The sequence below is a fragment of the Streptomyces sp. NPDC045998 genome, from assembly GCF_056430285.1.
In genome coordinates, this window is sequence record NZ_JBWKLJ010000006.1 from 422,495 (window position 1) to 448,623 (window position 26,129).

The following is a 26,129-nucleotide window of genomic DNA, read 5'->3' on the forward strand; positions in this document are numbered from 1 at the left end:
TTTCGAACACCTGTGTTTCGGACGGACCGTGAACCTTGAGATAGAGCGCGTGGCGGAGCATGTGCGATGCATCGACCCATACCGCGCAAAGGGCCCGGCTCCGCATGGCAGTGGCCAAAACGCCGAGGGCGGCCGCTCGCCCGGGTGACGCTCCCGCGGGCGGCCGGAAAGCGGCCAGAAGGCGGCCCGAGGACGGTCAGTGGGCGGCCGGAGGGGGCCGGGAGAGCGCCGCCGGCCGCAAGGCGCATCATGTCCGCGTGCCCGCGTGCCCGCGTGCCCGAGCACCGCGACCCGCTGTCAGGCCTGTGGCCGCTCGCGCCGTCCGACGCGACCCACTGGCTGCTCGAACGGCGCGGCGACGGCGTGACCGGCTTCATGCCGCCGGCGATGCCCGACGCGTGCTGGGTGCTCAACCCCAGGTACGAGCGGGATCAGGAGCACGAGCGCGCGCACGGGCAGGGGGCGGCCGAGATTTCGTACCACGAGTACCAGCAGGCGCGAAGGGCGCAGGGCCAGGTCGCCGGCCCACTGGCCCTGATCGAGGCGCTGCTGCACGGCTCCGAGCTCGAAGCACTCCGACTGCGGTGGGCACCGTGACGCCGAGCCGCCCCCGCTGACCCGCGGGCTTGCTGGCCCGCTGCGCAGCCGTCACGTTCAGATATGGGCCCGGATCTGCTTCACGGGGTGTCCCAGGCGGTTCGCCAGCGCCGTGAGCTCCTCCTCGCCGAACGCGGGGTAATCGGGGTTCCAGATGGCGACCTCGAACCGGGCGAAGCCACAGGGCCAGTCGTAATCCAGCGCGTCCAGAGTGGTGGAACCCCCGCAGCACGGGGCTTCGATCGCGAGCGTCGTGAAGCCGTCGTCGCAGTGGGCCTCAAGGAGATCGGCCCACCACTCCGTGTCGATGGACGCCTGGCACAGGGGGCAGCCGATCCTCTCCAGGTTCCCCCCGCAGTCGACGGCGGTGATCTCGTCGTGCCACGTCACGTCGATCTCGGCGTCACCTTCGACGACTCCGGGAGTCAGTTCCCGGACCAGGGAAAGGAGCTGGTCGACCGCATCGCGTTCCGGCTGCCACCGCGGATCGGTCGGAATGATCGACAGCACGTCCTCGCTCATGACTCCCTCATCTGGCCGGGCCCACTGCGGCCTCCCGGCGTGATGGTACCGAGCGCACGATCCGGGGCGGCATCCGCAGGGGTCGACGACGCCCGCCACGGCCACCCCGTGCTCACCGAACCCGACAGCGGGCATCCCGGGAGACGGTCGATCAGCTGCGCTGTTGACCTTGTCACTGGCGGCAAGGTCGCACGATGACCCGCATGGACACCACCGCACCGCACAACAGCAGCAGGATCGTCGTCGTCACCGGAGCCGGCACCGGCATCGGCCGGGCGACCGCCCGGGCCTTCGCCGCCGAGGGCGCCCACGTGGTCGCGATAGGCCGGCGGAGCGAACCGCTGAAGGAGACGGCGGCAGGGCACGAGGGGATCGTGCCGATGCCCGCCGACATCACCGCTGCGGGGGAGCCCGAGCGGATCGTCCACGCCGTGCTGGAGCGCTACGGCCGGCTGGACGTACTGGTCAACAACGCCGGGATCGTGCGCAGCGGCGCCCTCGGCACGCTGTCGCCGTCGATGATCACGGCTCAGCTCGGGACGAACCTCGTCGCTCCGGTGCTTCTCGCCCAGGCCGCGCTGGCGCCTCTGGAGGCATCGCGCGGCGTGATCGTCAACGTCAGTACGTCGGTGGGGCAGCGGGGCTGGCCCGGCAGCTCGGTGTACGCGGCGACGAAGTCGGCTCTGGAGCTGCTGACCCGTAGTTGGGCGGTCGAGCTGGCGCCGCGCGGAGTCCGGGTGGTGGCGGTCGCTCCCGGGGCGATCGACACACCCATCGGCGAGCACCAAGGCCTGACGCCGGAGCGGATGGCCGCGGTGCGGGAGTGGCAGCTGGCGCACACCCCCCTGGGCCGGATCGGGCGCCCGGAGGAGGTGGCCTGGGCGATCACCCAACTTGCCGCGCCGGCCGCGTCGTTCGTCACCGGAGTGGTGCTCCCGGTCGACGGCGGTGCGGTCGTGGCGTGATAGGAGTGGTCCAGGAGGTGGGACGGATGCGGATCGGTGCTCTGGCCAGGGTAACGGGGACGAGTCCACGTGCGCTGCGGCACTACGAAGAGGCGGGGCTGATCTCCTCCGAGCGGGCCTCCAACGGCTACCGCGTCTACGACGAGCGGGCGGCGGTACGGGTCCGCAACATCCGCCACCTGTTGTCGGTCGGGCTGACCCTGGACGACGTGCGGGTGTTCCTGCCGTGCCTGGACGGTGATGTGACCGCCGCACCGCCATCGGACAAGGGCCTGCAGGTGGCGCTGGACCGGCTGGCGGTCCTCAACGAGCGCATCGCGGCTCAGATCGCGGTCCGGGACCGGCTGCAAGCCGCGCTGCCGGAGCAGGCGGGCGGCGGCCACGTCAACCGGGTGGCCTGATCAGCCGTCCCGGTCCCGGTCCAGGTGCCGGTCCAGGTCCCGGTCACGGCCGCGGGGCCGTGACCGAGAGCATGACCAGCACCAGCACCAGGATCAGGACGGGGAACAGGACTGCGGGCCGGGACCGGGATGCCCCTTCCCCCTCCCAGGCGGTCAGCGTCAGCGAGTGACGCGGGCCGACGACGGGCCCCTGCGCCTCCGGCGTCACCCGGACCCGCACCGCAGGCGCCCACGTCGGGCGTTCGGCGTACTCGGGCTGCCTCAGGCAGCCTTCGTGGCCCGGTCCAGCGCCTGCTCCAGGTCCGCCCACAGGTCCTCGACGTGCTCGATCCCGACGGACATCCGCACCAGCCCGGGGCCGATGCCGGCCGCGTCGAGGGCGGCGGCGTCGAGCTGGCGATGGGAGGTGGAGGCCGGGTGCATCACCAGGGTCTTCACATCGCCGAGGGAAGCGGTCAGGGCGGCCAGGCGCACCGCCTCGATGAACGTGCGGCCCCCCTCACGCCCGCCCGCGAGGTCGAAGGAGACCACCCCGCCGCAGCCCTTCGGCAGCAGCCGCCGCGCGACCGCGTGGTCGGGGTGGTCGGCGAGCGCCGGGTGGTGGACGGCCGCCACCGCCGGGTGCGCGGCGAGCCGGCCGGCCAGCTCACGGGCGTTCGCACTCTGCCGCTCCATGCGCAGTGGCAGCGTCTGCAGGCCACGCAGGGTCAGCCACGCGGCGAACGGGTCGGTGATGGCACCCTGTTCGATCGCGTAGTGGCGGATACGGCCGTACAGCTCGGCGTCCTTGAAGACGGCGATCCCGCCCAGGACGTCGGCATGCCCGGCCAGGTACTTCGTCGCCGAGTGGATCACGATGTCGGCGCCGTACTCGATCGGCCGGCACAGCAGCGGCGAGGCGAAGGTGTTGTCCACGGCGCTGGGCACGCCCGCCTCGGCGGCGGCCGCGATGAGGGCGGGCAGATCGGCGACCCGGGTGGTCGGGTTGGCGATGGTCTCCAGGTACAGCAGCCGTGTCCGGGGCCGCAGCGCCTGCCGCACCTCCTCCGCGTCGGTTCCGGAGACGTACGTCACCTCCACGCCCCAGCGTGCGGCGAGGTCGGTCAGCACCGCGTACGTACCGCCGTAGAGGCACCGCTGCGCGACGACATGGTCCCCGGCGGAGAGCAGGCCGAGCAGGACACCGTTGATGGCGCCCATACCGGAGGCGTAGGAGAGGGCGGCGGCTCCGCCTTCCAGCCGGGCGACGGCGTCCTCCAGGGCGCGGACGGTGGGGTTGCCGAGACGGCTGTAGACGAAGGCGTCGGGCGAGTGGAAGGCCTCGGCCATCGCGTCGGCGGTGTCGAAGGTGAAGACGTGCCCCTGGTGGAGGGGGACGCCCAGGGGTGTGCTGCCGGTGACCCGGACCTCGGGAGGGTGAACGGCGAGGGTCTCGGGCCGCAGCGCTGCGGTGTCGTCGTGGCTCATGGAACTCAGTGAAGGCGAAAGCCACTTGCGGCCACAGGACCAATCCCGTCAGATTGGTCCGGCGATGGAACCAATTCCTCTTCCCCTCGACGACCTTGTCGCCCGCCTCGGCCGCTGGTCGGCCGGCCGTGGTCCGCTGTACCTCCTCCTCGCCGCCCGCCTCCGGCAGCTGATCGACGACGGGTTGCTGACCGCCGGCACCCTGCTGCCGCCCGACCGGCGGCTCGCCGCCGCGCTCGCGGTCGGCCGGACCACGGTCGTGACGGCGTACGACACCCTGCGCCAGGAGGGGCGCCTGGTACGGCGCCAGGGCAGCGGAACGCGCGTCGCGCCGGCCGCCATCCCGCCGGCCGGCCCCCGCGTGCGCGAGACGTCCAACCCCCTCTTCCTCCACCTGCTGGAGGCGCCGGACGGCGTGATCCTGCTGAGCTGCGCGGCACCGCTGAGCCCGACGCCCGAAGTGACGCAGGCGTACCGGACGATGACCCTGCCCGACGGTGACCTGGGCTACCACCCGGCCGGGCTGCCGGCACTGCGGACGGCGATCGCGGCACGGTACGCCCGGCGAGGTGTTCCCACCGGCCCGGAGCAGGTCCTGGTCACCACCGGCGCCCAGCAGGCACTGGCGCTGCTGATCCGGCTGCTGGTCGCACCCGGCGACGGGGTGCTGATCGAGTCGCCGACGTACCCGGGCGCGCTCGACCTGCTCCGGGAGGCGGCGGCGATACCCCACCCGGTGGCCGTGGGGCCGGACGGCATCGACGTGACAGAGGCGATCAGGGTGATGGACCGCCACCGCCCCGCCCTCGCCTACGTCATCCCCCGCTTCCACAACCCGACCGGCACCGTGCTGCCGCCCCTGCCCGGGCGCCGCCTCGTCGAGGCAGCCAACAGCCTGGGAGTGCCGCTCGTCGACGACGAGGTGCTCGCCGACCTCGCGTTCGACCCCGCACCGGCGCCGCCGCCCCTGTCCTCCTACGGCGAGGTCATCGGCGTCGGATCGCTCAGCAAGGTCGTGTGGGGCGGGCTGCGCATCGGCTGGGTGCGAGGCCCCGCGGCACTGATCTCCCGGCTGGCCCGGCTCAAGGCCATCCACGACCTGGGCAGTGACGTGCCGGCGCAACTGGTGGCGACCCGCCTGCTGGACGCCTACGAACCGCTCACGGCCTCACGGGTACGGACCCTGCGCGCCGCCCACGACCACCTCCGGGCCGAACTGGCCCGCCTGCTGCCGTCCTGGACCTGCCCACCGGCCACAGGCGGCCAGACCCTCTGGGTGCGCCTCCCGTACGGTGACGGCGTCGCCTTCACCCAAGTCGCGCTCCGCCACGGGGTAGCAGTCCTGCCCGGAACCACGATGGACACGCTTGGCGGCAGTACCGCACGCCTGCGCCTGCACTTCCTCCAGGACCCCGACGTCCTGTCGGAGGCGGTACGACGGCTAGCCACGGCCTGGCACGAGTACGCACCGGAGGCCACCCCGCCGGACGCCACCGCACCGAGCGCCACCGCACCCAGCGCCATCACACCGAGCAGTCCAAGGCCGGCGCCGGCCCCAGCGGCTCTGAACGCGATCACCCTCTGAACGCCCGGCCCCACCGCCCCCGCCCCGGCCTCACCTAGAAAGGGTCCCGGCCCTCCTCCGTCGCGTAAGCACGCAGCTCGTCGATCCGGCCGGGCCGGGCGAGCAGTTCGGCCAGCGGGTCGCGGTTGTCGACCGGTACGGAGCCGTGCGTGCGCAGCACCGCGATCGCCTCATCCGTCCGGCCCTGCCTCTCGTGTACCGATGCCAGCAGGTGCACGGCGTTGAACGGCTCCCGGGACCGTCCGCCGCACTCGGGGCCGCCGCACCGGGGGTCAACCGGTCCAGCCCACGCCCGTACGCACACCACCCCGAACCCCCGTCGTACGCCGGGCGTAGGCTGTGGATCATGCCCGACGACTCCCCGCTCCTCCAGAGTCTGCGCACCGCCGTCGCCGCCGCACCCACCGACGTACCCCTGCGACTGCACCTCGCCCAGCTCCTGCTGGACGCGGGCCGGTCAGACGAAGCCGTCGCGGAGGCGGCCGCGGCCCTGCAGCACGCGCCGGGCGACGCCCAGGCCCGGGACCTGATGGCCCGGGCGATGGGCACCCCGGCGGCACCAGCGGCACCGGAGGCACCGGAGGCATCCACGGCACCAGTCGCACCAGGCACACCGGCCCCGCCCTCGGCACCGGCGCCGGCGCCGACGCGGCAACCGCCGCACCAGCGGCCCGGGTTCGACTGGAAGGCCGCCGAGCAGCAGGTCGGAGACGTCGTGCCCCCGCGCTTCGTCGAGACGCCGGTCAGCGCGGACGGGCAGGACGACCCCGGAGACGCCGACGCGTGGGACGTGGAGGGGCCCGGCACCGTACGGCTGGCCGACGTCGGCGGCATGCAGGACGTGATGGACCGCCTGGAGGCGGCCTTCCTCGCCCCGCTGCGCAACCCGGAACTTCGCAGGCTGTACGGCAAAAGCCTGCGCGGCGGCCTGTTGCTGTACGGTCCGCCCGGCTGCGGCAAGACGTTCATCGCGCGGGCCGTCGCCGGGGAACTCGGCGCCGCGTTCCTGTCGGTGTCGATCAACGACGTGCTCGACATGTGGATGGGCAACTCCGAGCGCAACATGCACGAGGTCTTCGAGACCGCCCGCCGCCAGGCGCCCTGCGTGATCTTCCTGGACGAGCTCGACGCCCTCGGCGCCAAGCGCAGCCGCACCGCGCACAGCGGCATGCGCAACACCGTGAACCAGTTGCTCACCGAACTCGACGGCATCGACTCGGCGGCCAACGAGGGCGTGTTCGTGCTCGCCGCCACCAACGTCCCCTGGGACGTCGACCTCGCCCTGCGCCGCCCCGGCCGCCTGGACCGGACGATCCTCGTCCTGCCGCCGGACGCCGCCGCGCGCGAGGCGATCCTCCGCTACCACCTGCGGGACCGGCCCATCGAGAACATCGACCTGGGCAAGCTCGTCAAGGCCACCGACGGCCTGTCCGGCGCGGACCTGGCCCATGTCTGCGAGGCGGCCGCGGAGCGGGCGCTGCTGGACTCGGCGCGCACCGGAACCGTCCGCATGATCGGCATGAAGGACCTGCTGGCCGCCGCGAAGGAGGTCGTCCCGTCCGCCGAGCCGTGGTTCGCCTCCGCGCGGAACGTGGCCATGTTCGCCAACCAGGGCGGCATGTACGACGACCTGGTCACCTACCTGAAGAAGAGGCGCAAGCTGTGACCACGGCCGTACACCCCGCCGTGGAGCGGGCCGACCTGCTCATCGACCTCAAGCGGTACGACGAGGCCAGGGAACTGCTGGCCCGCCGGCTCGCGGAGGACCCGGAGGACGTACGGGCCTGGGTCAAGCTCGCCCGCAGCCACCTGTGCGACGAGAAGGACGGCGCCAAGGCCCTGGAGGCCACGGAGCGGGCGCTGGCGCTGGACTCCGAGGACATCGGGGCGCTGGTCATGCACGCGCACGCCCTGCGGGAAGCGCGCCGCTTCCCGGAGACCGAGGGTGTGCTGCGCGAGGTGATCCGCCTCGCCCCCGACTACTGGCACGGCTACGCCCTGCTCGCCAACTGGCTCTGGCGCATCAAGTCGTTCCGCGCCGGCCAGGCCAACGGCGGCGAGATCCCGCGCGAGGCGTACCTGGCCGCCCTGCGGGAGTCCGGCGACCTGGCCCAGGAGGCCATCCGGCTCGGGCCGGAGGAGGTGTACGCCTACGAGGTGGCGTGGTCGATCGCCGACCTGGCGGGCGACCGGAACGCCGCCGACCAGCTCGACGAGGCCATCCTCCGCCTGGACCCGCAGCACGAGGAAGCCCTGGAACGGTGGACGAAGAGGACGGCGGCGGCCCCCGGCGTGAAGGCGGCGCAGGCCGCCACCCTGTACGCCGACGCCCTGGCCTCCGCCCCTGACTCGGCGCCGATGCGGCGCGGCCTGGACGAGGCCTCCTACCGCCTGCTGCGCGGCGTCCGCTGGCTGGCCCTGCTCTGCCTGGCCCTCGCCGCCGTGGGCATCGACCTGTTCGCCACCCAGGGTGAGACCCGGCGCGAGCTGCCCCTGCCGCTCGGCCAGCGGCTCTGGGACCTGGTCCCGATGGCCGTCATCTGGGCCCTGGGCGCCCTGCTGCGGTACCGCCGCCTCCGCGCCGGTATCCGGGTCAACCTGCGCTCCCTCGTACGGCGTCGCGCGTGGCCCCGGATCGTCCTGGGCCAGGCGGCGTGGGCCATGCTGTGCGCGCTGCTGATCACCCAGATCCCCTGGACGGACCGTACGGTCCCGCACGTGCTGTTCTGGGCCGGCCTGGTCCCCGCGGCGGCGACGATGTGGTTCGACCGGAAGAAGACCGGCTGACGCGAAGCGAGCGGGCGCACTCCGCGACCGGCAGGTCGTGCAGCCGGCTGTTCCGACATACGTCCAGCGGTACGGCGTTCACCGCGAGCGCCTGGCTCCCGTAGGACACTGTGGAGTCATGACCGGCTCCACGACCACCGTGTACGGCGTCCGCTCCTCCTCGCGGAAGGAGTCCGCCGACCCGGTGCGGGAGTTCATCACCGCCACCAGGGCCGGCCGCCCCCGATCCGCCGGAGAGGCGGGCGGGGTACGCGTTCGGGCCACCTCGGCTCCGGCCCAGCAGGTTGCGCGCGCACTCGGCTTGGAACAGGCAGCACGACAGCTCGGCCACCGAGGTGGGACGCGCCCGAGGCGTAGCGATGCTACGCACACCGGGCAAGCCGCCCGCCCCTCCCTCGCGCCGAAGTGAAGGACGCACTCTCATGAGCACAGACGCTTCCCGCCCCACCGTCGGTGCCGTGGTACTGACGATGAACGACCGGCCCGAGGAATTCCCCCGCGCCATGGCCTCCCTGCTCGCCCAGGAGGGCATCGACCTCGACGTGGTGGTCGTGGGCAACGGCTGCACACCGCGCCAGGTCCCACCGGGCGTGCGTACCGTCGCACTGGCGGAGAACGTCGGCATCCCCGAGGGACGCAACGTCGGGGCAGCCAACGTCAACGGCGACTACCTCTTCTTCTTCGACAACGACGCCCACATCCCCGACCCCGACGCGCTCGCCCTGCTCGCCGCCGAATTCCGGCGCGTCCCGCGGGCGGCGTACGTGCAACCCCGCATCGCCGACCCGGACACCGGCGTGACGCTGCGCCGCTGGATCCCGCGCCTGCGCGCATCGAATCCCGCCGAGCCCGGTGTCGTCACCGTCATGGCGGAAGGCGTCGTCATGATCCGGCGCTCGGCCTTCGAAGCGGCCGGCGGCTGGCCGGGGCACTTCTTCCTCTTCCACGAGGGCATCGACCTGGCCTGGCGGCTGTGGGACCACGGGGGCCTCGGGCTGTACCGGCCGGAGGTCGTCGTCCATCACCCGGCGACCGACCCGGCCCGCCACGACACCTTCCACAGGCTCAACGCCCGCAACCGAGTGTGGCTGGCCCGCCGTAACCTCCCGCGCCTGCTGATCCCCTTCAACCTCCTCACGTGGACCCTCCTCACCCTGTGGCGCGTGCGCGGCCACTCAGCGCGCCGGGCCTCGATCAAGGGCTTCACCGAGGGCCTCGGAGGAGGCCACGGAACACGGTCCCCCATGAGCTGGACGACGGCCATGCGACTCACCCGTGCGGGCAGGCCTCCTGTCTTCTGACGGCCTTCGCGTGCCACGGAGGACGGCCGGCGCATGCCCGTGCAGCTGGCCGGACTGCCCATCGCCGCGGCATCCGGCTATGGTCCACCTGATCGTTCCCGCGACGTCGGTCAGCCCCAGGTGAGCGGGTCCAAATGGAGGTAGAACCGCAGGCGGTCGTGGTCGAGGACGATGCCGCACCTCTCGGCGAACGCCATGTCCGCGGCCCGCGCCCGCTTCTGGTCCGCCCATGTCTCTCGCGCGTTGGCGAGCAGCAGCGCCAAGTCGGCGTAGCGGCCGACCAGTCCGAGGCGGCCCATGTCGATGAAGCCCGACACATCAAGGTCTCCGGATCGAGGATGATGTTCGGCAGGCACAGGTCTCCGTGGCAGACGACCGTGTCGGAGGCTTCCTGCTCCCGCAGCCGTGGCACCTGTCGGGTGAGGCGGTCCAACAGCTCGGCCGGGGGAGTGTGCTGCTGTTCGTCGGGGAGGAACTCCGGCTTGACGGCGTTACGGGCCACGACGTCGCGCGCCACAGCGACCATGCCGTCCAGGTCCCGGCGGAATGGGCACTGCGAGACGCGCACCTCGTGCAGTCGGCGTACCGCGTCCGCGATGCGTCCCCAGGCGACCTGCAGATCTTCAGCGGGCACCTGATCAGCCGGTATCCCGGACACGGCACTGGTCAGCAGGCAGGCGTCCGCGTCACCGGAGTGCCAGTCGAGCACTCGGGGGCCGGGTACACCGTGACCGTTCAGCCATGCGATTCGGTCACGCTCGGCCTCAAGGTCGGCTGTATCCGCGGCGGGAACGCATTTGGCATACCGGGTGGCGTCCCCGCTGCGAAAGACAGCGGCTCCCGACTCGCCCGTGGCGACCGCCACCCAGTCGCGGTCGTCGAGACCGAGGAACGCCGGCGATATGGCGTGAAGCAGGACGGCAGTACGGCGAAGCCGCCATGGGCCGGGGCCCGCATGCGGCGCAGCGGGCCAGACGACCCCGAAAGGGCTACACGGAAGGATGACCTCCACGTGCTAGGTCCGTAACGATCAGACGGGACGCGGTCCGCGAAGACGCCGAGCGCGCAGAATTCCAGGGTCGGTCACATCGGCCGATTCATGGCACCGCATACGGGGGATCACCATGCACGCTGCCGCTGCCCGCAAGAACGGGAAGAACTGGAAGAACTACACGCTGGGGATAGTCGCCGTCGCCACGCTTCTGTCGACCACCGCCTGCGAGCCGGCTGGCACGGATCCTGGCACCGGCGGCACTTCGTCCGGCACTCCGAGCGCGACGGGTTCGGCGAAGCCGAGCCAGTCCAACGTGAGCCCTTCCACCGACCCCACTGCTCCGCCGAAGCCTACCGCCTCCGCTGAGCCGGCCGCAGCCGCCCCCTGCAGCGACGAGAACGTCACCATCACCGCCACGGCCGAACCGCGCGACGAGCTCAGGCACCTACTCCTCACAGCCGTCAACAACGGCGACCGACCCTGCACGCTGTACCACCACCCGACCGTGACCTTCGAGAACGACAGCTTGCCGCCCGTCGTGCCGATGGAGTCCCCGACCCGGGGCCTGGCCACCATCGGCCCGAAGCAGAAGGCGTACGCGGGCCTGCTCCTGTACCGCGTGGAGGAGAAGGTGGCCACCGCCGAGACGCTGACCGTCGGCTTCCAGGGCCGCGTCCCCAACACCGAGGCGGGCAACCCGATCAGCGCCGAACTTCCCACCGAGGTGACGTTCTTCCACGTCGGCTCGAACCCACAGGTCACCCTCTGGAACAAGGACCTCAAGGCCGTCCAGAGGTACATGTTCGCGAGGTGACGGGCCGAACCGTCGGGTGCTTCAGCCGTTGAGCCATCGGCGCAGGACGCGGCTGACGGCCGGCATGGCGGCGTAGGTCATCAGGACGTTGTAGACGCATGCGATGACGGCGCTGCCGACGGCCACGGGCAGCATCGTCACGTGCGGCACGAGGACGTAACTGCCGAGCAGTGTGATCGGGTAGATCGCGAGGGTGGCGCTGATGGCCATTTTCCAGCGCGGGGGTGCGGGGCGCGTCGAGCCGGGCTTGGCGAACCAGGTTTCCATGCCGGTCAGCTCGCGCCGGGCGATTTCCGTGTGGCGGTGTCCCTCGCAGTTGGCGAACCATGCCGCGCGTTGTGGTGACTCCTGCCAGGCCCGGCATGCCTCCGCGTCACGGAAGCGGTGTACCAGAAACCAGGGGGCGCCGTCTCCGGAGGAGCGGAACAGCCCGTACCCGAGGTGTCCTGGGAAGCGGGACGCGGAGTCGAGGATGCCCTGTGCCCACTGCTCGAAGGCGGCTTCGTAGCCGGGTTCCACTTGGCGGGCTATCAGCAGGGTCACCTCCCCGGCATCGGCGGGGACGGCGGCGTGCTCAAGGCTCGGCGCAGACATTCGATGGTCCTCCTCGTCTCACGCCGCGCCCAGGGACACCTTACGTGTCACCCCACCGCCCGGCCCGGCCGCCTGGGCTGCCCGGCCCGTGCGTCGCGTCACCGGGAGTCCTCCGGAAGCGTCGGGGAGCCCCGGGAGGCGGCGAAGGCGCACAGCTCCGCGCGGGCTGCCACACCACTACGACGGCCGCCATCACGGCGTGGTCGGCGGGGCGAACGGCAGCGCGCGCGAAGCCCACAACGGCTGGGCGGCGGTTTCCCTCGTTCCTGGCCAGACCGGACGGTCGGTGTTGCGGCTACGGCCGCACAACCACGCATGATCCTGGTGACGATCAGGATCGCCGTCGCGCACGCGCGCATTCTGCGCCGGTCCGATGGGGGTCCGGCGCCGGCACATGGCGGACGGGCGTACAGCTGCCTTGAGCGCGCGCAGCGCCTTGAGGCATCTGCCGACCACGGCAGCAAGCTGCCCGTGCCGGGTATCCCTTGCGGCGCGAAGTGCCGATCGTGGTTTCCTGGCCCACATCGTCGACATCAGGATGCATGGGCAGCGAGTTCAGCGCCCCAGGGCTCAGGATGAGGTGGCGGCCTGGTCGAGGTGCCGCATCGCTTCGCAGTGGGCGCTCATCCGGCAGCTCACGCTGCCGCTGGTGAACATGATCGCTCCGGCGAGGGAGACCGGCACCGAAAGCCCCAGGACGGCCAGGGCCTCAGGCCAGTCCCGCTCGTGTTGACACCAGTCTCCGCGGCGCAGGCCGTCATTGGCGGTAGCCCGGTCAGTGAACAGGCGTGACTCGCATTCGGCCGGGTACTGGTCGCCGGCGTCCGTGTCCGCCTCGTACGGCGTCATGAGCAGTACGGCGCACCACACCCACAACACCGTGGCGGCGGACAGCAGTCCGATGCCCCACGCCCGCACCCGCCTGGCCCGGTCGCGGAAGTCCAGGTCGTAGTCATGTGTTCGCATGCCGCCTGAAGCTAGCAGCACCCCTCCACGGTCGAGTGCCCGGGCAGCGGCACCCCGGAAAGCCGTCCCGGAGCCTTGCGCGACTGATCGTCCCCCACATCCGTCCCCCTGATGTTCCCACGGACGGCTCCTGCGGCGCCTGGGTTCGCCAGCCGCGGCAAAACCGGGGCAAAAGGCGTCGCACGGCCTGTGGCAGGGGGCGCGTGGCCGCCCGCTACCCGGTGCGGGCGGTCGTTGCGGCGCTTCAGCACCCTGTGCCGCCAGGTCTCCGTAGCGGGATGTCCCACGGCTCCTCCAGGGGGCCTGCCGGACTGTGCGACGCGGCACGGTCGTGGTCCAGTCGTCGAGCAGCCGCCATGCTGACAGGGCGAGCCCGGCCCGGGATTGGTCCGGCAGGCTCGGTCAGCTCGATGCCCAGGATGTGGGCGATGGCGGCCACGTCGGCGTTGTCCCGCGCCCCCTCGTGTGACACCTGCGCCAGGAGCGCCAGCGCCCCCAGCGCGTCTTAGGGGACGACCGGTCGGCGCGGGGTGGTGAAGCGGAGCGCGGTGCGGGCTTGCTGCCAGGAGCGAGCGGGGCTCTCGGCGGCGCCGATGGCCGCGCGTACCCCCGCCGGAAAACACGTCGCGTCCACCGTGGTGGCGAGGAGGACGCCCACGTCGGCCACGTGTGCCGCCTTCACCGGGCGGGCCGGGCAGATCAGGCTGCCGATCCGGTCGAGCGGCAGCCGGGAGCGTACGGCGACGGCGCTCGATCAAGGCGGGGTCGGCCATGGCGGTGCGGGCCGGGCCGTAGCGCTCGACGACCGCCGCGGCGGCCAGCGCGAGGCGGTCCAGCAGTACGTCGTCGAGCGGATTGGGCGCAGTGGGGCGCTCCAGCCACACCGTGCCGATCCCCTCCTCGTCCAGGATGATCGACGCCGTACTCGACGCAGGACGCAGGACGCAGGTCCGGGCGGGCCGTCGGTTGCCTGCCGGCCATCGGACGCCATGTGGCTCACCCGCCCCGTGCCCGAGAGCGGCGCAGCAGGGTGTCGTAGAGCATCACAACGCGGATCGCGCCTTCGACTCGCGTATCGAGCTGTGACAGCCGTACGACCAGTGCCTCCATGGCCCGGGCGTAGGACCGATCGGAACGCTGTTCGCCCCGGAAGGGCGACGGGTGGCGGATGCCGGCGAGGGCGGCCGGCACGGAGGATGGCCGTCGTGGATCCCGAACTCGAAGTGTTCATCACACTGTTCCCCCTGCCGACCTGAACGACCCCGCCGCCACCCGCGCGCAGCTCGCCGACCCCGCCGCCGCGGTGCCCCCGCCCGACACACCGGCATGGATGTCGAGGTCCGCACGGTGCCCGCCGACTGGGACGTGCTGGTAGGCATCTACCGCCCCCACCAGGCATCACGTGGCACCACCGTCTGGCTGCACGGCGGCGGGTTCGTCATGGGCGATGTGGATACCGAGGATCCGTGAGCCGCCCGGCCGGCGGCCCTGTCCGGCACGGTGGTGATCTCGGTGCCGGGTCCCCGGCCGGCCTCGGCTGGGACCCGGCACGGATAGCGGTCGGCGGCCACAGGGCAGGCGGGGGCCTCGCGGCCGCCTTGGCACTGCGGGCACGGGACCGGCACGGCCCGCCGGTGTGTTTCCAGCTGCTCAACCAGTCTCAGCTCGACGGGATGCCTGCGGAGTGTGGGGTGGCGGCGGCCGAAGCCACCGCGAGATGGTCAGGCGGCGGGCTGCCGGCCCTGGTTGTCGAGGTGGCAGAGGCGGCAGCGGGCGGTCAGGCGTCAGGATCGACTTCGGGATGCGTGAACCGCACGGGCTTGCCGAGCGACCGGGCGTAGGCGATCTCGGCTCGGGTGCTGTCTCCGATGTAGTCACCGACTACGAGCACCTCATCAGCGAGCCGGATCTTCGCCCGGTGCAGATCGTCGAGTCGAGCCTTCAGCGCCTCGGCCTCGGCAGGATCGGACCAGAGTTCGTGCGGCGACTTCATGTCACAGCCCGGTTTGACGACGATCTTTCCGGCTGTGGTCTCCCGCAGGTCGGCCTCGTTCATGTCGGCCATGAAGCGGGTGGAGCCGCAGATCGCGACGATGCGCGGGAGGTTCAACAGCTTCTTCGCGTCGGCGAGCTTCTCCTCGGGGGTGAACAGTTGCGGGTGTGACACCGGTTCCTCCTGGTGTGTGGTCCAAGGGGTGCCTGCGGAGACGTGGACGAGGGTGTCCAAGATCGTTTTGTGACGAACGACGTGGACACCCTCGCGGCAGCACCCTATGCGACGACCGACATGCTGGAGGAACATCCCGACCTGGCGCCGCGCTGCACAAAGCCGCCACCCACTGCGGCGTCTTCCGGGGCCCGACGGCACAGTCTGGGGAGCCGGAACGATGTCTCCGACCCCCAGCACCACCCCATCGACGACGCGCACTCAGCCCTCTACCGGCAGGCAATGTGCGGGGCCACGCCCACCCGGACAAGAGGCCCGGCACACCGCCCGTGCCCCGCCCGGCACGCGCCCGCCGACCCCATCTGCCAGCCGGCCAACGGCAGCGGGCTGCCACCGACAGGCGCAGCAGCATCGAGTGGTTCGCCACGGGACGACGACTGGTGACCGTCCACGGGAGTCACAGCGGGTGGGACGCAATCCGCAGTGGCGCGGGGACGCGGATGGCATGTCGCGGACGGCCCGCACTCTCCTTCGCGTGCGTGCGGGCCGTCGCTGTTGCGGGTCGGTCAGCAGCTGGAAGCGGAGCTGATACGGATCTTGTCGACCACCCACGAGTTGAAGGTGGTAGTGGTGTTGGGCGGGGTGCACCAGGTCTTGCCGTTGGTGAAGTGCGTGTACACGACGTCGTCGCGGCGGGTGTTCACCATCGAGGTGGCGCCCTTGCTGGAACCGAGGTTCTGCCAGCTGCTGGTGACGTCCTTGAACTGGCCCGTCTTCGTGGAGCCCTTGTAGAAGCAGACGTACGGGTAGGAGCAGCTGGCGGCGGTTTGCGGGGCCGCCGAGGCCAGCGGCGCGATGGCCAGGCTGGAGCCCACTGCCACGGCGGCCGAGCAGAGGGCGAGGCGTTTACGAATGTTCATCGGGTCGGTTTCCTTCCCGGTGTCACGGGCCGGGTCCCCCTGTTGGATCCCCCGAGTTGGCCCGCGGTGCGAGTGCCACGGCGCCGACGGTCACTCGGCGCCGCCCTGTTGACGGCGTACAACCTACGGGCGGCACCAACGCCCCGCGTAGACGGTCCCCGGTCAAACTTCGGTGGCAAACGGTTCACGCAACAGTCGCATCGAACGCTCGCCCACAGAGCGGCTGCCCGCCCCTGCGCCGTGGCGGGCCGGTGATGACTGACGCGATAGGACATGCTGACTGCGCGGCCGCTGGAGCATCGACGAGGCCGCGCTACTGCGGGGCACCTTCGGGGAGTGAACACGTTAGTGAGTGGAGCAAGCATGGAAGTTGAGATCCAGCCGCACGTCGGCGTGGGCCCTTTCCGGTTCGGTATGCCCTTCGACGAGGCGATGGAGATTGGTGAAAGGCTGGGCCGGATCAGCAGTCAGCCCGGGCGCGAGCGACCGCCGGGGGTGTTCGTCGTCAATCTCGACGACTCCGCCTTCCAATTCGTCCTGTCATTCCCCGAGGGCGGGACGCTGATCGGGGTGGAGCTGTGGCGTTTCCGCAAGGAAGACGCGGATATTCGGGCTGTTTTCGGCGGATTGGATGTCTTTCGTATTCCCAGTGAACAGCTGGTTGAACGGCTGCAGGGAAACGGGCACTCGCTGTCCCATGACGATGATTTCGGAACCTTCGCCTTTCCCGAGCTCAAGATGTCCTTCGCCAAGAACAGCTCCTACGCATACCCCGCCGACGAAGAGGGGCATCCGCTGTACTTCGACTACCTCCTGGTCACCACGAGGCCCGTTTCATGACGTGGCGGTCGGCGGCGGCAGCGCAACGGGGAGTCCATTGCGTCCCATGAACCCGTACGTCGGCCGTCTCGTCGAGCACACGGAGCACCGCCGTCGACGGTCTGGACGCGGTCCTGCGGACCGAGTCCGCTCGCACGCCATCTCTCCTACGAACGGCGAAAGCAGGAAATGTCACGCGATGGAATAAGGCATCTCCGTTCCGGAGCAAGCAAGACATCGGTCTGGTAACTGCGCCGGACGGGCCTACGGAGCCGTACCACGTCTTTGGAGCGACTTCTGCTTCTGCATGACGAGCGCACCCACCTCATCGCCGTCACTGACGCCCTCCATGGCCCCTGGGACACTGGGACAGGTTCAACCGCGAGGAGGGCGTCTTCTCGTCCGTGGACCAGAGGATCGTCCGGACCGAGCGCATTCCGGTGAAGGAGAAGTGAGCTGATGTCCCGAGCACGTCTGCCGGCGGCCGCCGCCGTGCTGGCTCTGCTGACCTGCCTGCCGGGTTGTTCGTCGGCGTCCACCGCTGTCGAGGGCTGTATGGGGAGGCAGGCGGCCAGCGCGACCTCCGGGGAACTCGCCGGCACCTACCGGGGCGAGGGTGACGCGCAGGGCGTGACGCTCACCCTGAAGGCGTCGCAGAGCGAGCCGGGCAGCGGCACGGTCACCGTGCACGACTGGCCGACCGGTGGCTGGTACCGGGACGAACTCGGCGAGTCCTTCGACGGGTCCGGCACCTGGACCGTGGTGCAGGGCGGCACCTCGGCCACCGAGTTCGGGCACCTGTCCCTCTCCTTCACCGCACCGCAGCGCTTCCTGGACGGGGACACCCTCGATTCCCTGTCGATCGCCGAGGGCGACGGACGCACCTACCTCTACGCGGAGGACGACCCGGACGTCTGCCCCGCTTTCCGGCTGCGGCTCCAGGGCGGCTGATCCCGACGCCCCGCGCGGCAGCCGGTGAAGGTGCCCAGACCCCGCGGGGCCCTCACCGGCTGGCGGTGCCGGAGACGGTACGTCAGGTGCTTACCAGCTCCCGGCCGATGCCGGGCAGGGCCCGGTCCCCGGTCCAGCGGCTGCGGCAGCCACCAACCCGACTTGCGGAGCAGTGCCGGGATAGCCGGGACCATGGAATGGGTGGAGCCGGCGAAGACGGTCCTCATGGTCACGGCCGCGGCCGTGACGACCCGGGCTCGTGCCGGAGACCAGTCACCAGGGCCTGGTTCGGTTTCTCGCTGTGGACGCGACCCTTGCGCATCCGGGTGGCGAGCAACACCTGGTAGTCCATGGCCGGCCGAGCCCCTGCCGACCATGTAGATCGGCATCATCGACATGACCGGTCCGGTTTCCTCAATGCCCATCAGGCCGGCCGACTCCCCGGGCTCCCCGGGCTCACCGGCTTCGCGCTCCACCTGCTCCGGGACCTCGACGCCGTGACGCGGCAAGAAGATCAAGAGACAGCCCTACGGCCGAGCCGGATGCGGCGTCCTACGCAAGATGATCCTGCTGCTGTAGTCCGGAAGCAGACTCTTGCTGATGCGGCTCCGGCGGGCTAGAACTTCGTGTGATCACTGTTGTTTGCGCCGCCTGCGCCCGCCCTCTGACCAGGCCTGTGCAGCTGTCCGAGACGCTGGTCAGGCCCGAGTTCGACGGAGGGATCGGACCCGACGGGTACCGCCGGGCCCCGGCCACCATGCAGCAGGGGTTCTATGCTCTGGAGCCCGAGCCATGGGGCGCCCCGTTCCTTCCCACGGCCGAATGCGTCGCAGTATTTCCCGGAGGCCCGGCTGTCGCCGATCCCGACGGAGACGGGTTCCTCACGTCCGGAGGCCCCCGGAATACGATCGTTCTCCATCCTGACGACGCGCCGGACCTGCCGCCCGACCGTGAAGGGGACCACGGAGGCTGCTGCGGCCTGCATGGCCAGGGCGGGCTGAATCGACTGTGTCGTTGCGGCACTGCAGTGGGAACAGAGATCAGCGAGTGCTACACCGCGTACGAACTCCACCTCGACCCAACACGGGTCCATGCGCGAGACGCCACCATCGCCTGATCACCGTCGGAGTTCGTGGGACACATCCAGCGGTACGGATCTGAGGTTCAGACCCTTCTGTGCAGCCCATCGCCAAACGCTGCTCCTAGAGGTGAACGAAGGCAGGCGGCTCGGGTATGCCGTGCATTGCGACCAGCGTGACCGAGCGAGCGGAAAGCCGCCTGGTCCAGGTTGATTATTTTCGGCTGTGGCTGTGGCTGTGGCTGTGGCTGTGACCAGGTGGCGGCGTAGGTGAGCCCGGTAGCCGTCTGAGCGCGGACGCTGTCCCGCGCTGAGGCTTGATCTGCAGGCGCCGCGGGCCTCGCCCGGGACAGGTTCGGCGCCCGGGAACAGGCAGGGTGTGGGGGCCCGTGTGCCGTCCGTATGTCAGCTCGATCGGGGGGATTTGTGGACGGGGAGGGATGGATAGGTATGCGAAGGACGGAGGCGTAATCCAGCTGCCGTCCACCCGCACCTACGGAGTCGCCCGATGCCGACCCCCGGCCAAACAGTGTCCTGTCCCTTTGACTTCAGCCAGGCACTGCACTTCGACCCTGCGTTGGCTGCGTTGATGGTACGTGGACCGGTCAGCCGTATCCGGCTGCCGTACGGCGAGGCCAGGGCCTGGCTGGTGACCAGCTTTGCCGGGGTGCGTCAGGTGACCTGCGACCCGCGGTTCAGCAGGGCCGCCATCGTCGGTCGCGACTATCCGAGAATGACGCCGGAGCCCATTGTGTCGCCGGAGTCGGTCAATGTGACGGACCCACCGCGCAGCACCCGGCTGCGGCGCGTGGTGGCTCAGGCGTTCACCCGGGAACGGGTGGAGGGCATGCGGCTGGTGGCGGACCGGGTCGTGGCCGGGCTGCTGGGCGCGATGGCCCAAGCGGGGCCGCCGGCGGATCTGGTGACTCGTCTCTCCGCCCCGCTGCCCCATCTGACGATCTGCGAGCTGCTCGCCGTCCCCGAGGCCGACCGGGAAGAGCTGCGCGCGTGCACGATGCGGCTGCTGGCCACCGCACCCGGCGCCCGGCAGGCCGCCGCCGGTGCCAAGGCCCGCCTGCGCGCCTACTTCGCTGACCTGATCCCGTCCCGACGTCGCTCGCCGGGCGGAGACCTGCTCAGCGCGATGGCCGCCGCCCCGGTGCCCCAGGGTGAGCAGCCGCTGAGCGACGACGACTTGGCGGTGCTGGCCGTCACCCTCATCCTCAGCGGCAACGACACCACCACCTGCCAGATCAGCAATCTCGCCTACCTGCTGCTGAGCCGGCCCGAATTGCGGGTCGCTCTGGTCCGCGACCCTTCCCGGCGCCCCGGTGCCCTGGAGGAGTTGCTGCGGTTCATCCCCTTCCGCAAGGGCGTGGGCATCCCGCGCATCGCACTGGAGGACGTGGAGGTCGAAGGGACCGTCATCCGCGCGGGCGACTACGTGCACGTCTCCTACCTGGCCGCCAACCGTGACCCGGCTGTCTTCCCCACCCCGCACGACCTCGACATCGACCGGCCGGCACGCCCGCACATGACGTTCGGCTGGGGCGGCCACTACTGCCCGGCCGCACCTGTGGCCCGGGCCCAGCTGGAAAGCGCGGTCACAGGACTGCTCAGCCGGTTTCCGGGCCTGCGCCTGGCCATCGACGCCGAGGAGGTGGGGTGGGACACAGACACCATCCGCCGCTTTCCTCTCCGCCTGCCGGTGGCATGGTGACGACACTCCGCGCACCGGCCGGTGTGCGTGCGGCCTTATCGTTCCCGGCAGCCGATCAGCGGTCCGCGTCTGGGCCGCCGTGTGCTGGAGCAACAGGTTTCGTGTGAGTGCGGGCGTCGTCCCGCCCAACTGCCGCCATCGTGTGTGCCCAGGTCCGCTGCCTACGACCTCCCGTTCATTCCGGCATGGAGAGATCTCTGTCCCGCGACGCTGCGCGACGGCTTGGGGAAGGTCAGCTCCCCGCCTGCCGCTCCGCTGCCTGGGAACGCTCCAAAAACCCTCGGAATGCATGGGTTTACGGGGTCACCGGGGAAGGCAGCCTCCCGCCCGGCAACCGATGCCGGCACTTACGCGTCGGACACCATATGGAACGCGAATGGCTCCTCCTGCTCATACCCCTGGCGACCGGTGTGGCCTTCCTCTGCTTCGGCGTGTACGGCCTCCGCCTGGCCAGTGCGCTTCGTCGCACCGGTGTCACCGCAGAAGCGCGAGTCGTCCGTTACGACACCCGGCGAGACGGCGACGGAGCCACTTACCACCATCCGGTCGTCGCTTGGACGACCCGCGACGGCCGCGAGTGCGAGCACTCTTCCAGGCTCGGCCGCGGCAGCGCCCCCCGTGGCCTGGGCGTAGGCAGCTCTGTGACGGTCCGCTACGACGAGGAAGACCCCCGCCGCTTCGCGATCCAGGGCTGGGAGTCAACGACGGTCGACACGGTATTCACCGTGGCAGGGGCGGTGCTCACAGCAGGCACGCTGGCGGGATTCCTCCTGCTGATCACTCTGTGACCGCCCTCGGCCGGCGCACGCCCCGGAGGCGGGGCCCGCTTTCCGATCCGGCTTGTCAGCACCCGGCCGGCGGGAACGGACGTCGGTCATGCCCTTTCACCGGGCGCTGCAAGAGGTTCGAGGTGGCCGACGCCACGCTGCCCGACGGTACGTACGCGGCCAAGCCCCTCAGCCGCTACCGCTGACGAAGAGGAGACCCGGCCCGGCGGAGGGGTGAGGATGGTCCGGGTTCGCCGTGCGGCGCCGCGCTGCCTGCCCTGCCGATGCCGGGCCGTTGCGCTTCATTGCTGCCGCCCACTGGCCGTCCGCCATCGCTGTGCGCGGCCACTTCGCACGCGCCTGGCCCGTTCGCCGCCTCGCTGTCGTCTCGCGCCCTGCGTACGGTCGCCGCTCCGTACCGAGGTCTCCACCTCCTACCTCCTGGGAAGTGCCGTGCAGCGTACCGGGGTTGCGCCGCCGCATACGGCGACACGTTCAGGCCACCCGCCGCCCCGCTGTGCGCCATGCAGCCGCGGGCCAGGTACCCTCCGGCCCGCGGCATGGTCCGCCATGGCGGTGAGCAGCTCGGCGGGGCGCGGGTGCGACTGATCGGTTCGGTGGGAATGCGCGCTTCTGGTCCGGCTCAGGGCCTGATCTCCAGCTGGGCCTCACCGTTGCTGCCCCGAAGCCCGGACAACAGGCATGAGGTGGGCAGTTGCGCAGGGAGCGCCGCAACGGTCCGATGCGCTGCCAGCCCTTCGCCGCGGCCCTCGACTACCCGGCCCGAGAGCCTGACCACGAGGACACCGGCGACACGAAGAGTGGTGCTGCTGTCGTACGCGATCGACGACCGCTTTCCGTCACCGTAGTGGACGACTTCCTCAAGGCGCGGGCTGCCCACCGTGATGCAGGACGCCGCCGGCGACTCGCCTTCCAGGTGGCCGGTGGCCGGCACCGTGCGGCCGGGAGCAACCGCGCACGTGTACCTGGCGTGTGTCTGGACGTGTGTCGGGCGCGGCAGCAAGGTCAAGGGCGGGTCGTATGTGCTGCTACTGGAGCCTGTGCACACAACGTTCTCCCGCTGTACCGGCTCATGAGCCTGACCAGCTGGAGCCCAGACCACCGACGAGGCCACCAGGGCCAGGGAACTCATCACGACTGCTGCGCTGTGGCTGCCGAACATCGGCCCTCCAAAGAATGCGTTCTTCCGCAAGGCTTGTCACCAGGGTTGTGACTACCCCCAAGCCGCTTCGGCCGCCCCCGGCTCACGAGTCACACCACCGGCGCACTACGCGCGGCACGTGCGGGGAAAGACCCCACGCCCCCCGAACGGGCGCCTTGATCAGCACCGCCGAGGGGTAGGACAGCCCACTCGGATTGAAACGCTCACACTCGCGCACCGTGAGGAAGGCACCTCGATGGACCAGACAGCCGCGCACAAGCTCGTCTTCGCCATGCTCGACGCGGACGGGGACGGAGTCGTCTCCAAGGAGGAGTACATGGCGCGCACCAGGAACGTGGCACTGGCCATGGGACTCAAGGACGACGACCGACTCGTCGTCACCGCCCGCACCCTCGGAGAGCGCGCGTGGGCGTCGATGGACGCCGACAGCGACGGAAGGATGACCTTCGACGAGTACGCTGCGTGGGCCGGCGCCGAGGCGTTCGACACCGTGTGCGCTCCCGTCCTCGGCGCCCTGTACGACCTCGCCGACACCGACCATGACGGCGCCCTCGACCTTCGCGAGTTCACAGCCCTGCGCACAGCACTGAACAACCCGGCCATCAACGCCGAAGCAGCGTTCACCGCCCTGGACACCGACGGCGACGGCCGCATCCGCCGCGACGACTACATCGCGTCCATCCGCGCTCACGTCACAGGTGAAGGCTCTCCCATGGGCACGGCGCTGTACAGCCGACCGCTTTCCGACATCCCGGCGCGATGATCGGCGTAAGCGGTGCCGACAGCAGCCAGGACACCGCGCCCGGCTGCAACAGCGTCTTCGCTGACAGCCGTGGTGGACCAACTGGGCGGCATCTTCCGCAACGGCGCACTGGTTGACCGCCACGGCCGCCCGCTCCGGTAAGAAGTTGCCAGCACCTGTTTCTTGTCCGCGGTGAGCCTGGCGCCCCTGCTCTTTCTGTCCGGTTCGATGACCACTGTTGTCCACCCGGCTTGGCCGGCGGCCCGGGCCCATACCCGCCCGTCGTACGGCTACTTCGAGCGCGCCGGGTCCGCTGCGCTCCGCTGCCCGCCGCACGGTTGCCGCTCTGCCCCGTGCCGGGTTGCGGCCGACCGCTTCACTGCCCGTCGTACGGCCGCTGGTCGAGGTCGCCGTACGGCCGAGCCGCGGACGCCGCCGCCCGGGGGAGCCGGCCCCCGACACCCGCGCCCGACGCCGCGCGTACCGGGGGCCACGCCGCGCCCGCCGTGCGGTCTCCGCCCGTCCCGCTGCCGTGCGTCAGCCGTACCGCGCGGCCGCGTGTTCTGGCCGGTCGGCGCCGCCGCACAGCCGGGTCACCGCCACCGCCCGTTGCCCGACCGGACCACCGCCGCCGTCGTCCAAACGGGCCGCCGCGCGTTCTATGGGCGTTGCTCCGCCGCTGTTCGGGCTGGCGGACGCCGCCGCTGCGCCCGGCCGCGGGGGAGACGGGCCGCTTCCCGCCCGCCGTAGCGCACCCGCCGTTCGGCGCTCCTGCGAAACGGCGCGGGCTCCGAGGAGGAGCCCGCGCCGACTGCTATCTGGTGATGGCTACTCCGCCGTCATGGCTCAGATCACCGGGTTGACCGGCCTACCGGACGCGTCGGTGTAGTCGCACCGCCCGGGGGTGCTACTGCACGATGACATCGGAGTCGGCCAGGTCGCGGGCAAGCTCGGGCGGGCGCGGCCGCGGCGCTGGCTTGCCCGGACGGTAACGGGATGGGTGGCCTGGCCGATGCTGTCCAGCAGGCGACCAGCAGCCTGGATCCGGCGGACTGCGACGACCGCGACCCGTGGGGAAGCGGCCGAGTTCCCCAGGCGCTCCGGGACCGGCTGGACGTCGCGCCCGGTCTGCCTGCTGTCGAGTGGCCCCCCGGGGGCGCAAGGCGGTGACCGGTTGCATGCTCGGCATGCCAAAGGTCCTCTCCAATGACCCTGTCACCGCCGTCAAGGAGGTCCCGCCCAGGCTGTGCGCGCGTTGATCGACAGCGCCGTCGACACCCTCGTTAGCCCTCAGGCCAATGTGGGTTCGGCGTGCCGTCATCGCTCATGTGGACCCGCTGCCAGATCCCGTTCCAGCTGATTGGGGTCTCCGGCACGAACCGGTGCTGCTTCCCGCACGGACACGGAGCCAGCACCCATGCGCACCGACGGCACAGCTCAGTCCAGCCGTGCCCGGTCGAGGTCAGCACCCGCGGTCCTTCATCCGCGCAAGCTGGGCAGCCGGGCAGCTCGGCACCGTCCAGGATCGCGTTTTGTCGCCGGACGTAGTCGAACAGTCTCAGCGACGGGTGGCGAAACGGGTCTTGGTGCCAGACGCGGTCCCGACCGTCCCACTTGGTCCGCAGCCACCACGGTCGCGGGTTGGGTACAGCCCGCCGCCCCGCCCGCTTTTCCGCCCGGCGTTGCGCGGCATACTCCTCCGCTCGCGCGAGCCACAGCACTCGCGCCTCATGCAGTTCCTCCACCGCCCGTACCAGCGCGTCCGGGTCCGCCTCCAGCCGCCGGGGGATCGCGGCGCTGAGCGTGAGATGGTGGTACGTCGCCCGGAGGCCGTACGGCGCGAAGAGGGTGATGCAGGCCCTCAGCGCGCTGTGCCGACGGCGGAGAGGGAGGCGGGTGTCGTGCACGTGCGCTCGGTGGGTCAGGAAGCTGGTCATCGTGTGGGTGCCAGGTCCAGTGCCCGTGCCAGGGCGGTCGTGACGGCGGCAGCCTGTGCTGGCAGGTGTTGTTCGGCCCAGGTTCCGGCAAGCCTGAGGAAGTCCTGCAAATCCTGCTGGGCGCCCGTGACGAGCTTGCGTATGTGGTTTACCGACAGCTCGATCACCGGGCTGCCGTCCGTCCCGCGGGCGTCGAGCGTCAGCCGGACGATGTCGCCAACGCGTTCGGCTACCGAGGATGGATCGTGGCCGAAGTAGGAGCAGCCGGTGCCGTCGAGCACCTCCAGCCAGTCCCGCCAGGTCTCTAGGCCGTTGCAACAGCCCGGCTCGACGAAGACTGTGCCGGTGGTGTCGTCGCTTACCCGGAACCCTCCGGTGGCGAACAGATCCGGCATGGTGAGCAGCCCGTGCAGGAATGTGCCGAGCGGGTCGCTCGGGCACGGCCCGTGCTCCTCCTCCGGCTCGAAGGCGTTGCAGTTGGCGATCCGCATAACTGCCGTGCCGACCTCTGCCGGAGTGAGCTTCCCGTTCAGCACCAGGTAGCCATATGACTCGTGCTCGCCAATCGGCCAGAGCGCGAAGTCGTCGGCAGCGGAGATTGCCAGAACGGGTTGCATCACCATCACATGGGGATGATGCCGGACCCACTGCTACACCGCCACGGGCTTTCAGCTGCGGCATCGGGCTCGCAGTGGGCCCGCTACCTGGGCAGCTTCGCGGTGCGCTCTGGGCAGACGGCAATGGCTTCGGCATGCTGGCGGCGTACGACGCCCTCGGGCCAGTGCGTGGACTCCGGCGAAGACGGCGGTCAGGGTGGCGACCAGGGCCAGTCCCTCGATGGCGCGGAGGCGA

At 70.8% G+C, this 26,129-nt stretch carries 24 protein-coding genes and 3 pseudogenes; 14 read left to right on the forward strand and 13 right to left on the reverse strand.

Going from position 1 to position 26,129, the window contains the following annotated elements; genetic code table 11:
- Nucleotides 1-273: 273 nt before the first annotated feature.
- Entirely contained in the window at nt 274-597 is a 324-nt protein-coding gene (locus tag AC07FJ_RS20595) for a hypothetical protein (RefSeq protein ID WP_479050788.1), read from the forward strand.
- A gap of 57 nt (nt 598-654) precedes the next feature.
- Here AC07FJ_RS20595 and AC07FJ_RS20600 read toward each other — a convergent pair whose 3' ends face one another.
- Complete coding sequence (locus AC07FJ_RS20600) at nt 655-1,119, reverse strand: hypothetical protein (protein ID WP_479050789.1); 465 nt, start codon at nt 1,117-1,119, stop codon at nt 655-657.
- Between the two features lie 194 nt (nt 1,120-1,313).
- On the opposite strand from AC07FJ_RS20600, the gene AC07FJ_RS20605 reads away from it, so the two are divergent.
- Both AC07FJ_RS20605 and AC07FJ_RS20610 read left to right on the forward strand, forming a co-directional pair.
- A complete protein-coding gene (locus AC07FJ_RS20605) occupies nt 1,314-2,084 on the forward strand; it encodes an SDR family NAD(P)-dependent oxidoreductase (RefSeq protein WP_479050790.1) in 771 nt (256 codons plus the stop codon).
- Nucleotides 2,085-2,110: 26 nt separating this feature from the next.
- Nucleotides 2,111-2,485, forward strand: a complete 375-nt coding sequence (locus AC07FJ_RS20610) for a MerR family transcriptional regulator (protein ID WP_479050791.1) — start codon at nt 2,111-2,113, stop codon at nt 2,483-2,485.
- A gap of 261 nt (nt 2,486-2,746) precedes the next feature.
- Here the strand turns inward: AC07FJ_RS20610 and AC07FJ_RS20615 are convergent, their stop codons facing one another.
- A complete protein-coding gene (locus tag AC07FJ_RS20615; RefSeq protein ID WP_479050792.1) occupies nt 2,747-3,952 on the reverse strand; it encodes a trans-sulfuration enzyme family protein in 1,206 nt (401 codons plus the stop codon).
- Nucleotides 3,953-4,016: 64 nt separating this feature from the next.
- Between AC07FJ_RS20615 and AC07FJ_RS20620 the strand changes: the two genes are divergently transcribed.
- The gene (locus tag AC07FJ_RS20620) at nt 4,017-5,537 is read left to right on the forward strand and encodes an aminotransferase-like domain-containing protein (protein WP_479050793.1); all 1,521 of its coding nucleotides are present in this window, start codon (nt 4,017-4,019) and stop codon (nt 5,535-5,537) included.
- 34 nt (nt 5,538-5,571) lie between these two features.
- On the opposite strand, the gene AC07FJ_RS20625 is transcribed toward AC07FJ_RS20620, so the two are convergent.
- Nucleotides 5,572-5,754, reverse strand: coding sequence for a hypothetical protein (locus AC07FJ_RS20625; protein WP_479050794.1), 183 nt, complete (start codon nt 5,752-5,754; stop codon nt 5,572-5,574).
- Nucleotides 5,755-5,883: 129 nt separating this feature from the next.
- On the opposite strand from AC07FJ_RS20625, the gene AC07FJ_RS20630 reads away from it, so the two are divergent.
- From AC07FJ_RS20630 to AC07FJ_RS20640, 3 genes are all read left to right on the forward strand, one after another.
- Nucleotides 5,884-7,203 carry an ATP-binding protein gene (locus tag AC07FJ_RS20630; RefSeq protein WP_479050795.1) on the forward strand — a complete coding sequence of 440 codons (1,320 nt, stop codon included), beginning with the start codon at nt 5,884-5,886 and terminating at the stop codon, nt 7,201-7,203.
- Nucleotides 7,200-8,324 carry a tetratricopeptide repeat protein gene (locus tag AC07FJ_RS20635; RefSeq protein ID WP_479050796.1) on the forward strand — a complete coding sequence of 375 codons (1,125 nt, stop codon included), beginning with the start codon at nt 7,200-7,202 and terminating at the stop codon, nt 8,322-8,324. The genes AC07FJ_RS20630 and AC07FJ_RS20635 overlap by 4 nt, the downstream gene beginning before the upstream one ends.
- A 422-nt stretch (nt 8,325-8,746) precedes the next feature.
- Nucleotides 8,747-9,625, forward strand: coding sequence for a glycosyltransferase family 2 protein (locus AC07FJ_RS20640; protein WP_479050797.1), 879 nt, complete (start codon nt 8,747-8,749; stop codon nt 9,623-9,625).
- A 110-nt stretch (nt 9,626-9,735) separates the two neighbouring features.
- Here the strand turns inward: AC07FJ_RS20640 and AC07FJ_RS20645 are convergent.
- Nucleotides 9,736-10,628, reverse strand: a pseudogene (locus tag AC07FJ_RS20645) (APH(3'') family aminoglycoside O-phosphotransferase).
- A gap of 121 nt (nt 10,629-10,749) precedes the next feature.
- On the opposite strand from AC07FJ_RS20645, the gene AC07FJ_RS20650 reads away from it, so the two are divergent.
- Entirely contained in the window at nt 10,750-11,433 is a 684-nt protein-coding gene (locus tag AC07FJ_RS20650; protein WP_479050798.1) for a DUF4232 domain-containing protein, read from the forward strand.
- 21 nt (nt 11,434-11,454) lie between these two features.
- Here the strand turns inward: AC07FJ_RS20650 and AC07FJ_RS20655 are convergent, their stop codons facing one another.
- The 3 genes from AC07FJ_RS20655 to AC07FJ_RS20665 form a co-directional block, all read right to left on the reverse strand.
- Complete coding sequence (locus AC07FJ_RS20655) at nt 11,455-12,027, reverse strand: antibiotic biosynthesis monooxygenase (RefSeq protein WP_479050799.1); 573 nt, start codon at nt 12,025-12,027, stop codon at nt 11,455-11,457.
- Between the two features lie 570 nt (nt 12,028-12,597).
- Nucleotides 12,598-12,993: a hypothetical protein gene (locus tag AC07FJ_RS20660; RefSeq protein ID WP_479050800.1), complete on the reverse strand. Its 396-nt coding sequence runs from the start codon at nt 12,991-12,993 to the stop codon at nt 12,598-12,600.
- Between the two features lie 505 nt (nt 12,994-13,498).
- Entirely contained in the window at nt 13,499-13,660 is a 162-nt protein-coding gene (locus AC07FJ_RS20665; protein WP_479050801.1) for a hypothetical protein, read from the reverse strand.
- 538 nt (nt 13,661-14,198) lie between these two features.
- Here AC07FJ_RS20665 and AC07FJ_RS20670 point away from each other — a divergent pair.
- A pseudogene (locus AC07FJ_RS20670) lies at nt 14,199-14,663 on the forward strand (alpha/beta hydrolase); the annotation flags it as partial.
- A gap of 107 nt (nt 14,664-14,770) precedes the next feature.
- On the opposite strand, the gene AC07FJ_RS20675 reads toward AC07FJ_RS20670, so the two are convergent.
- Together AC07FJ_RS20675 and AC07FJ_RS20680 are read right to left on the reverse strand one after the other, a co-directional pair.
- Complete coding sequence (locus AC07FJ_RS20675; RefSeq protein WP_479050860.1) at nt 14,771-15,160, reverse strand: hypothetical protein; 390 nt, start codon at nt 15,158-15,160, stop codon at nt 14,771-14,773.
- A 566-nt stretch (nt 15,161-15,726) separates the two neighbouring features.
- Entirely contained in the window at nt 15,727-16,080 is a 354-nt protein-coding gene (locus tag AC07FJ_RS20680) for a hypothetical protein (RefSeq protein ID WP_479050802.1), read from the reverse strand.
- A 363-nt stretch (nt 16,081-16,443) separates the two neighbouring features.
- On the opposite strand from AC07FJ_RS20680, the gene AC07FJ_RS20685 reads away from it, so the two are divergent.
- Entirely contained in the window at nt 16,444-16,920 is a 477-nt protein-coding gene (locus tag AC07FJ_RS20685; protein ID WP_479050803.1) for a hypothetical protein, read from the forward strand.
- A 438-nt stretch (nt 16,921-17,358) separates the two neighbouring features.
- Nucleotides 17,359-17,850: a hypothetical protein gene (locus AC07FJ_RS20690; RefSeq protein WP_479050804.1), complete on the forward strand. Its 492-nt coding sequence runs from the start codon at nt 17,359-17,361 to the stop codon at nt 17,848-17,850.
- Between the two features lie 128 nt (nt 17,851-17,978).
- On the opposite strand, the pseudogene AC07FJ_RS20695 reads toward AC07FJ_RS20690, so the two are convergent.
- Nucleotides 17,979-18,293: pseudogene (locus AC07FJ_RS20695) on the reverse strand (MMPL family transporter); the annotation flags it as partial.
- A gap of 1,143 nt (nt 18,294-19,436) precedes the next feature.
- On the opposite strand from AC07FJ_RS20695, the gene AC07FJ_RS20700 reads away from it, so the two are divergent.
- Entirely contained in the window at nt 19,437-20,648 is a 1,212-nt protein-coding gene (locus AC07FJ_RS20700) for a cytochrome P450 (protein ID WP_479050805.1), read from the forward strand.
- Nucleotides 20,649-21,013: 365 nt separating this feature from the next.
- Nucleotides 21,014-21,436 (forward strand): DUF3592 domain-containing protein, encoded by a 423-nt coding sequence (locus AC07FJ_RS20705; protein ID WP_479050806.1) that lies wholly within the window; start codon nt 21,014-21,016, stop codon nt 21,434-21,436.
- A 622-nt stretch (nt 21,437-22,058) separates the two neighbouring features.
- On the opposite strand, the gene AC07FJ_RS20710 is transcribed toward AC07FJ_RS20705, so the two are convergent.
- The gene (locus AC07FJ_RS20710; RefSeq protein WP_479050807.1) at nt 22,059-22,445 is read right to left on the reverse strand and encodes a hypothetical protein; all 387 of its coding nucleotides are present in this window, start codon (nt 22,443-22,445) and stop codon (nt 22,059-22,061) included.
- A gap of 388 nt (nt 22,446-22,833) precedes the next feature.
- On the opposite strand from AC07FJ_RS20710, the gene AC07FJ_RS20715 reads away from it, so the two are divergent.
- On the forward strand, nt 22,834-23,361 hold the full coding sequence (locus tag AC07FJ_RS20715; protein WP_479050808.1) for an EF-hand domain-containing protein: 528 nt from the start codon (nt 22,834-22,836) through the stop codon (nt 23,359-23,361).
- A gap of 1,262 nt (nt 23,362-24,623) precedes the next feature.
- Here AC07FJ_RS20715 and AC07FJ_RS20720 read toward each other — a convergent pair.
- On the reverse strand, nt 24,624-25,277 hold the full coding sequence (locus tag AC07FJ_RS20720) for a hypothetical protein (protein ID WP_479050809.1): 654 nt from the start codon (nt 25,275-25,277) through the stop codon (nt 24,624-24,626).
- On the reverse strand, nt 25,274-25,900 hold the full coding sequence (locus AC07FJ_RS20725; protein ID WP_479050861.1) for a hypothetical protein: 627 nt from the start codon (nt 25,898-25,900) through the stop codon (nt 25,274-25,276). The genes AC07FJ_RS20720 and AC07FJ_RS20725 overlap by 4 nt, the downstream gene beginning before the upstream one ends.
- Nucleotides 25,901-26,129: the final 229 nt, after the last annotated feature.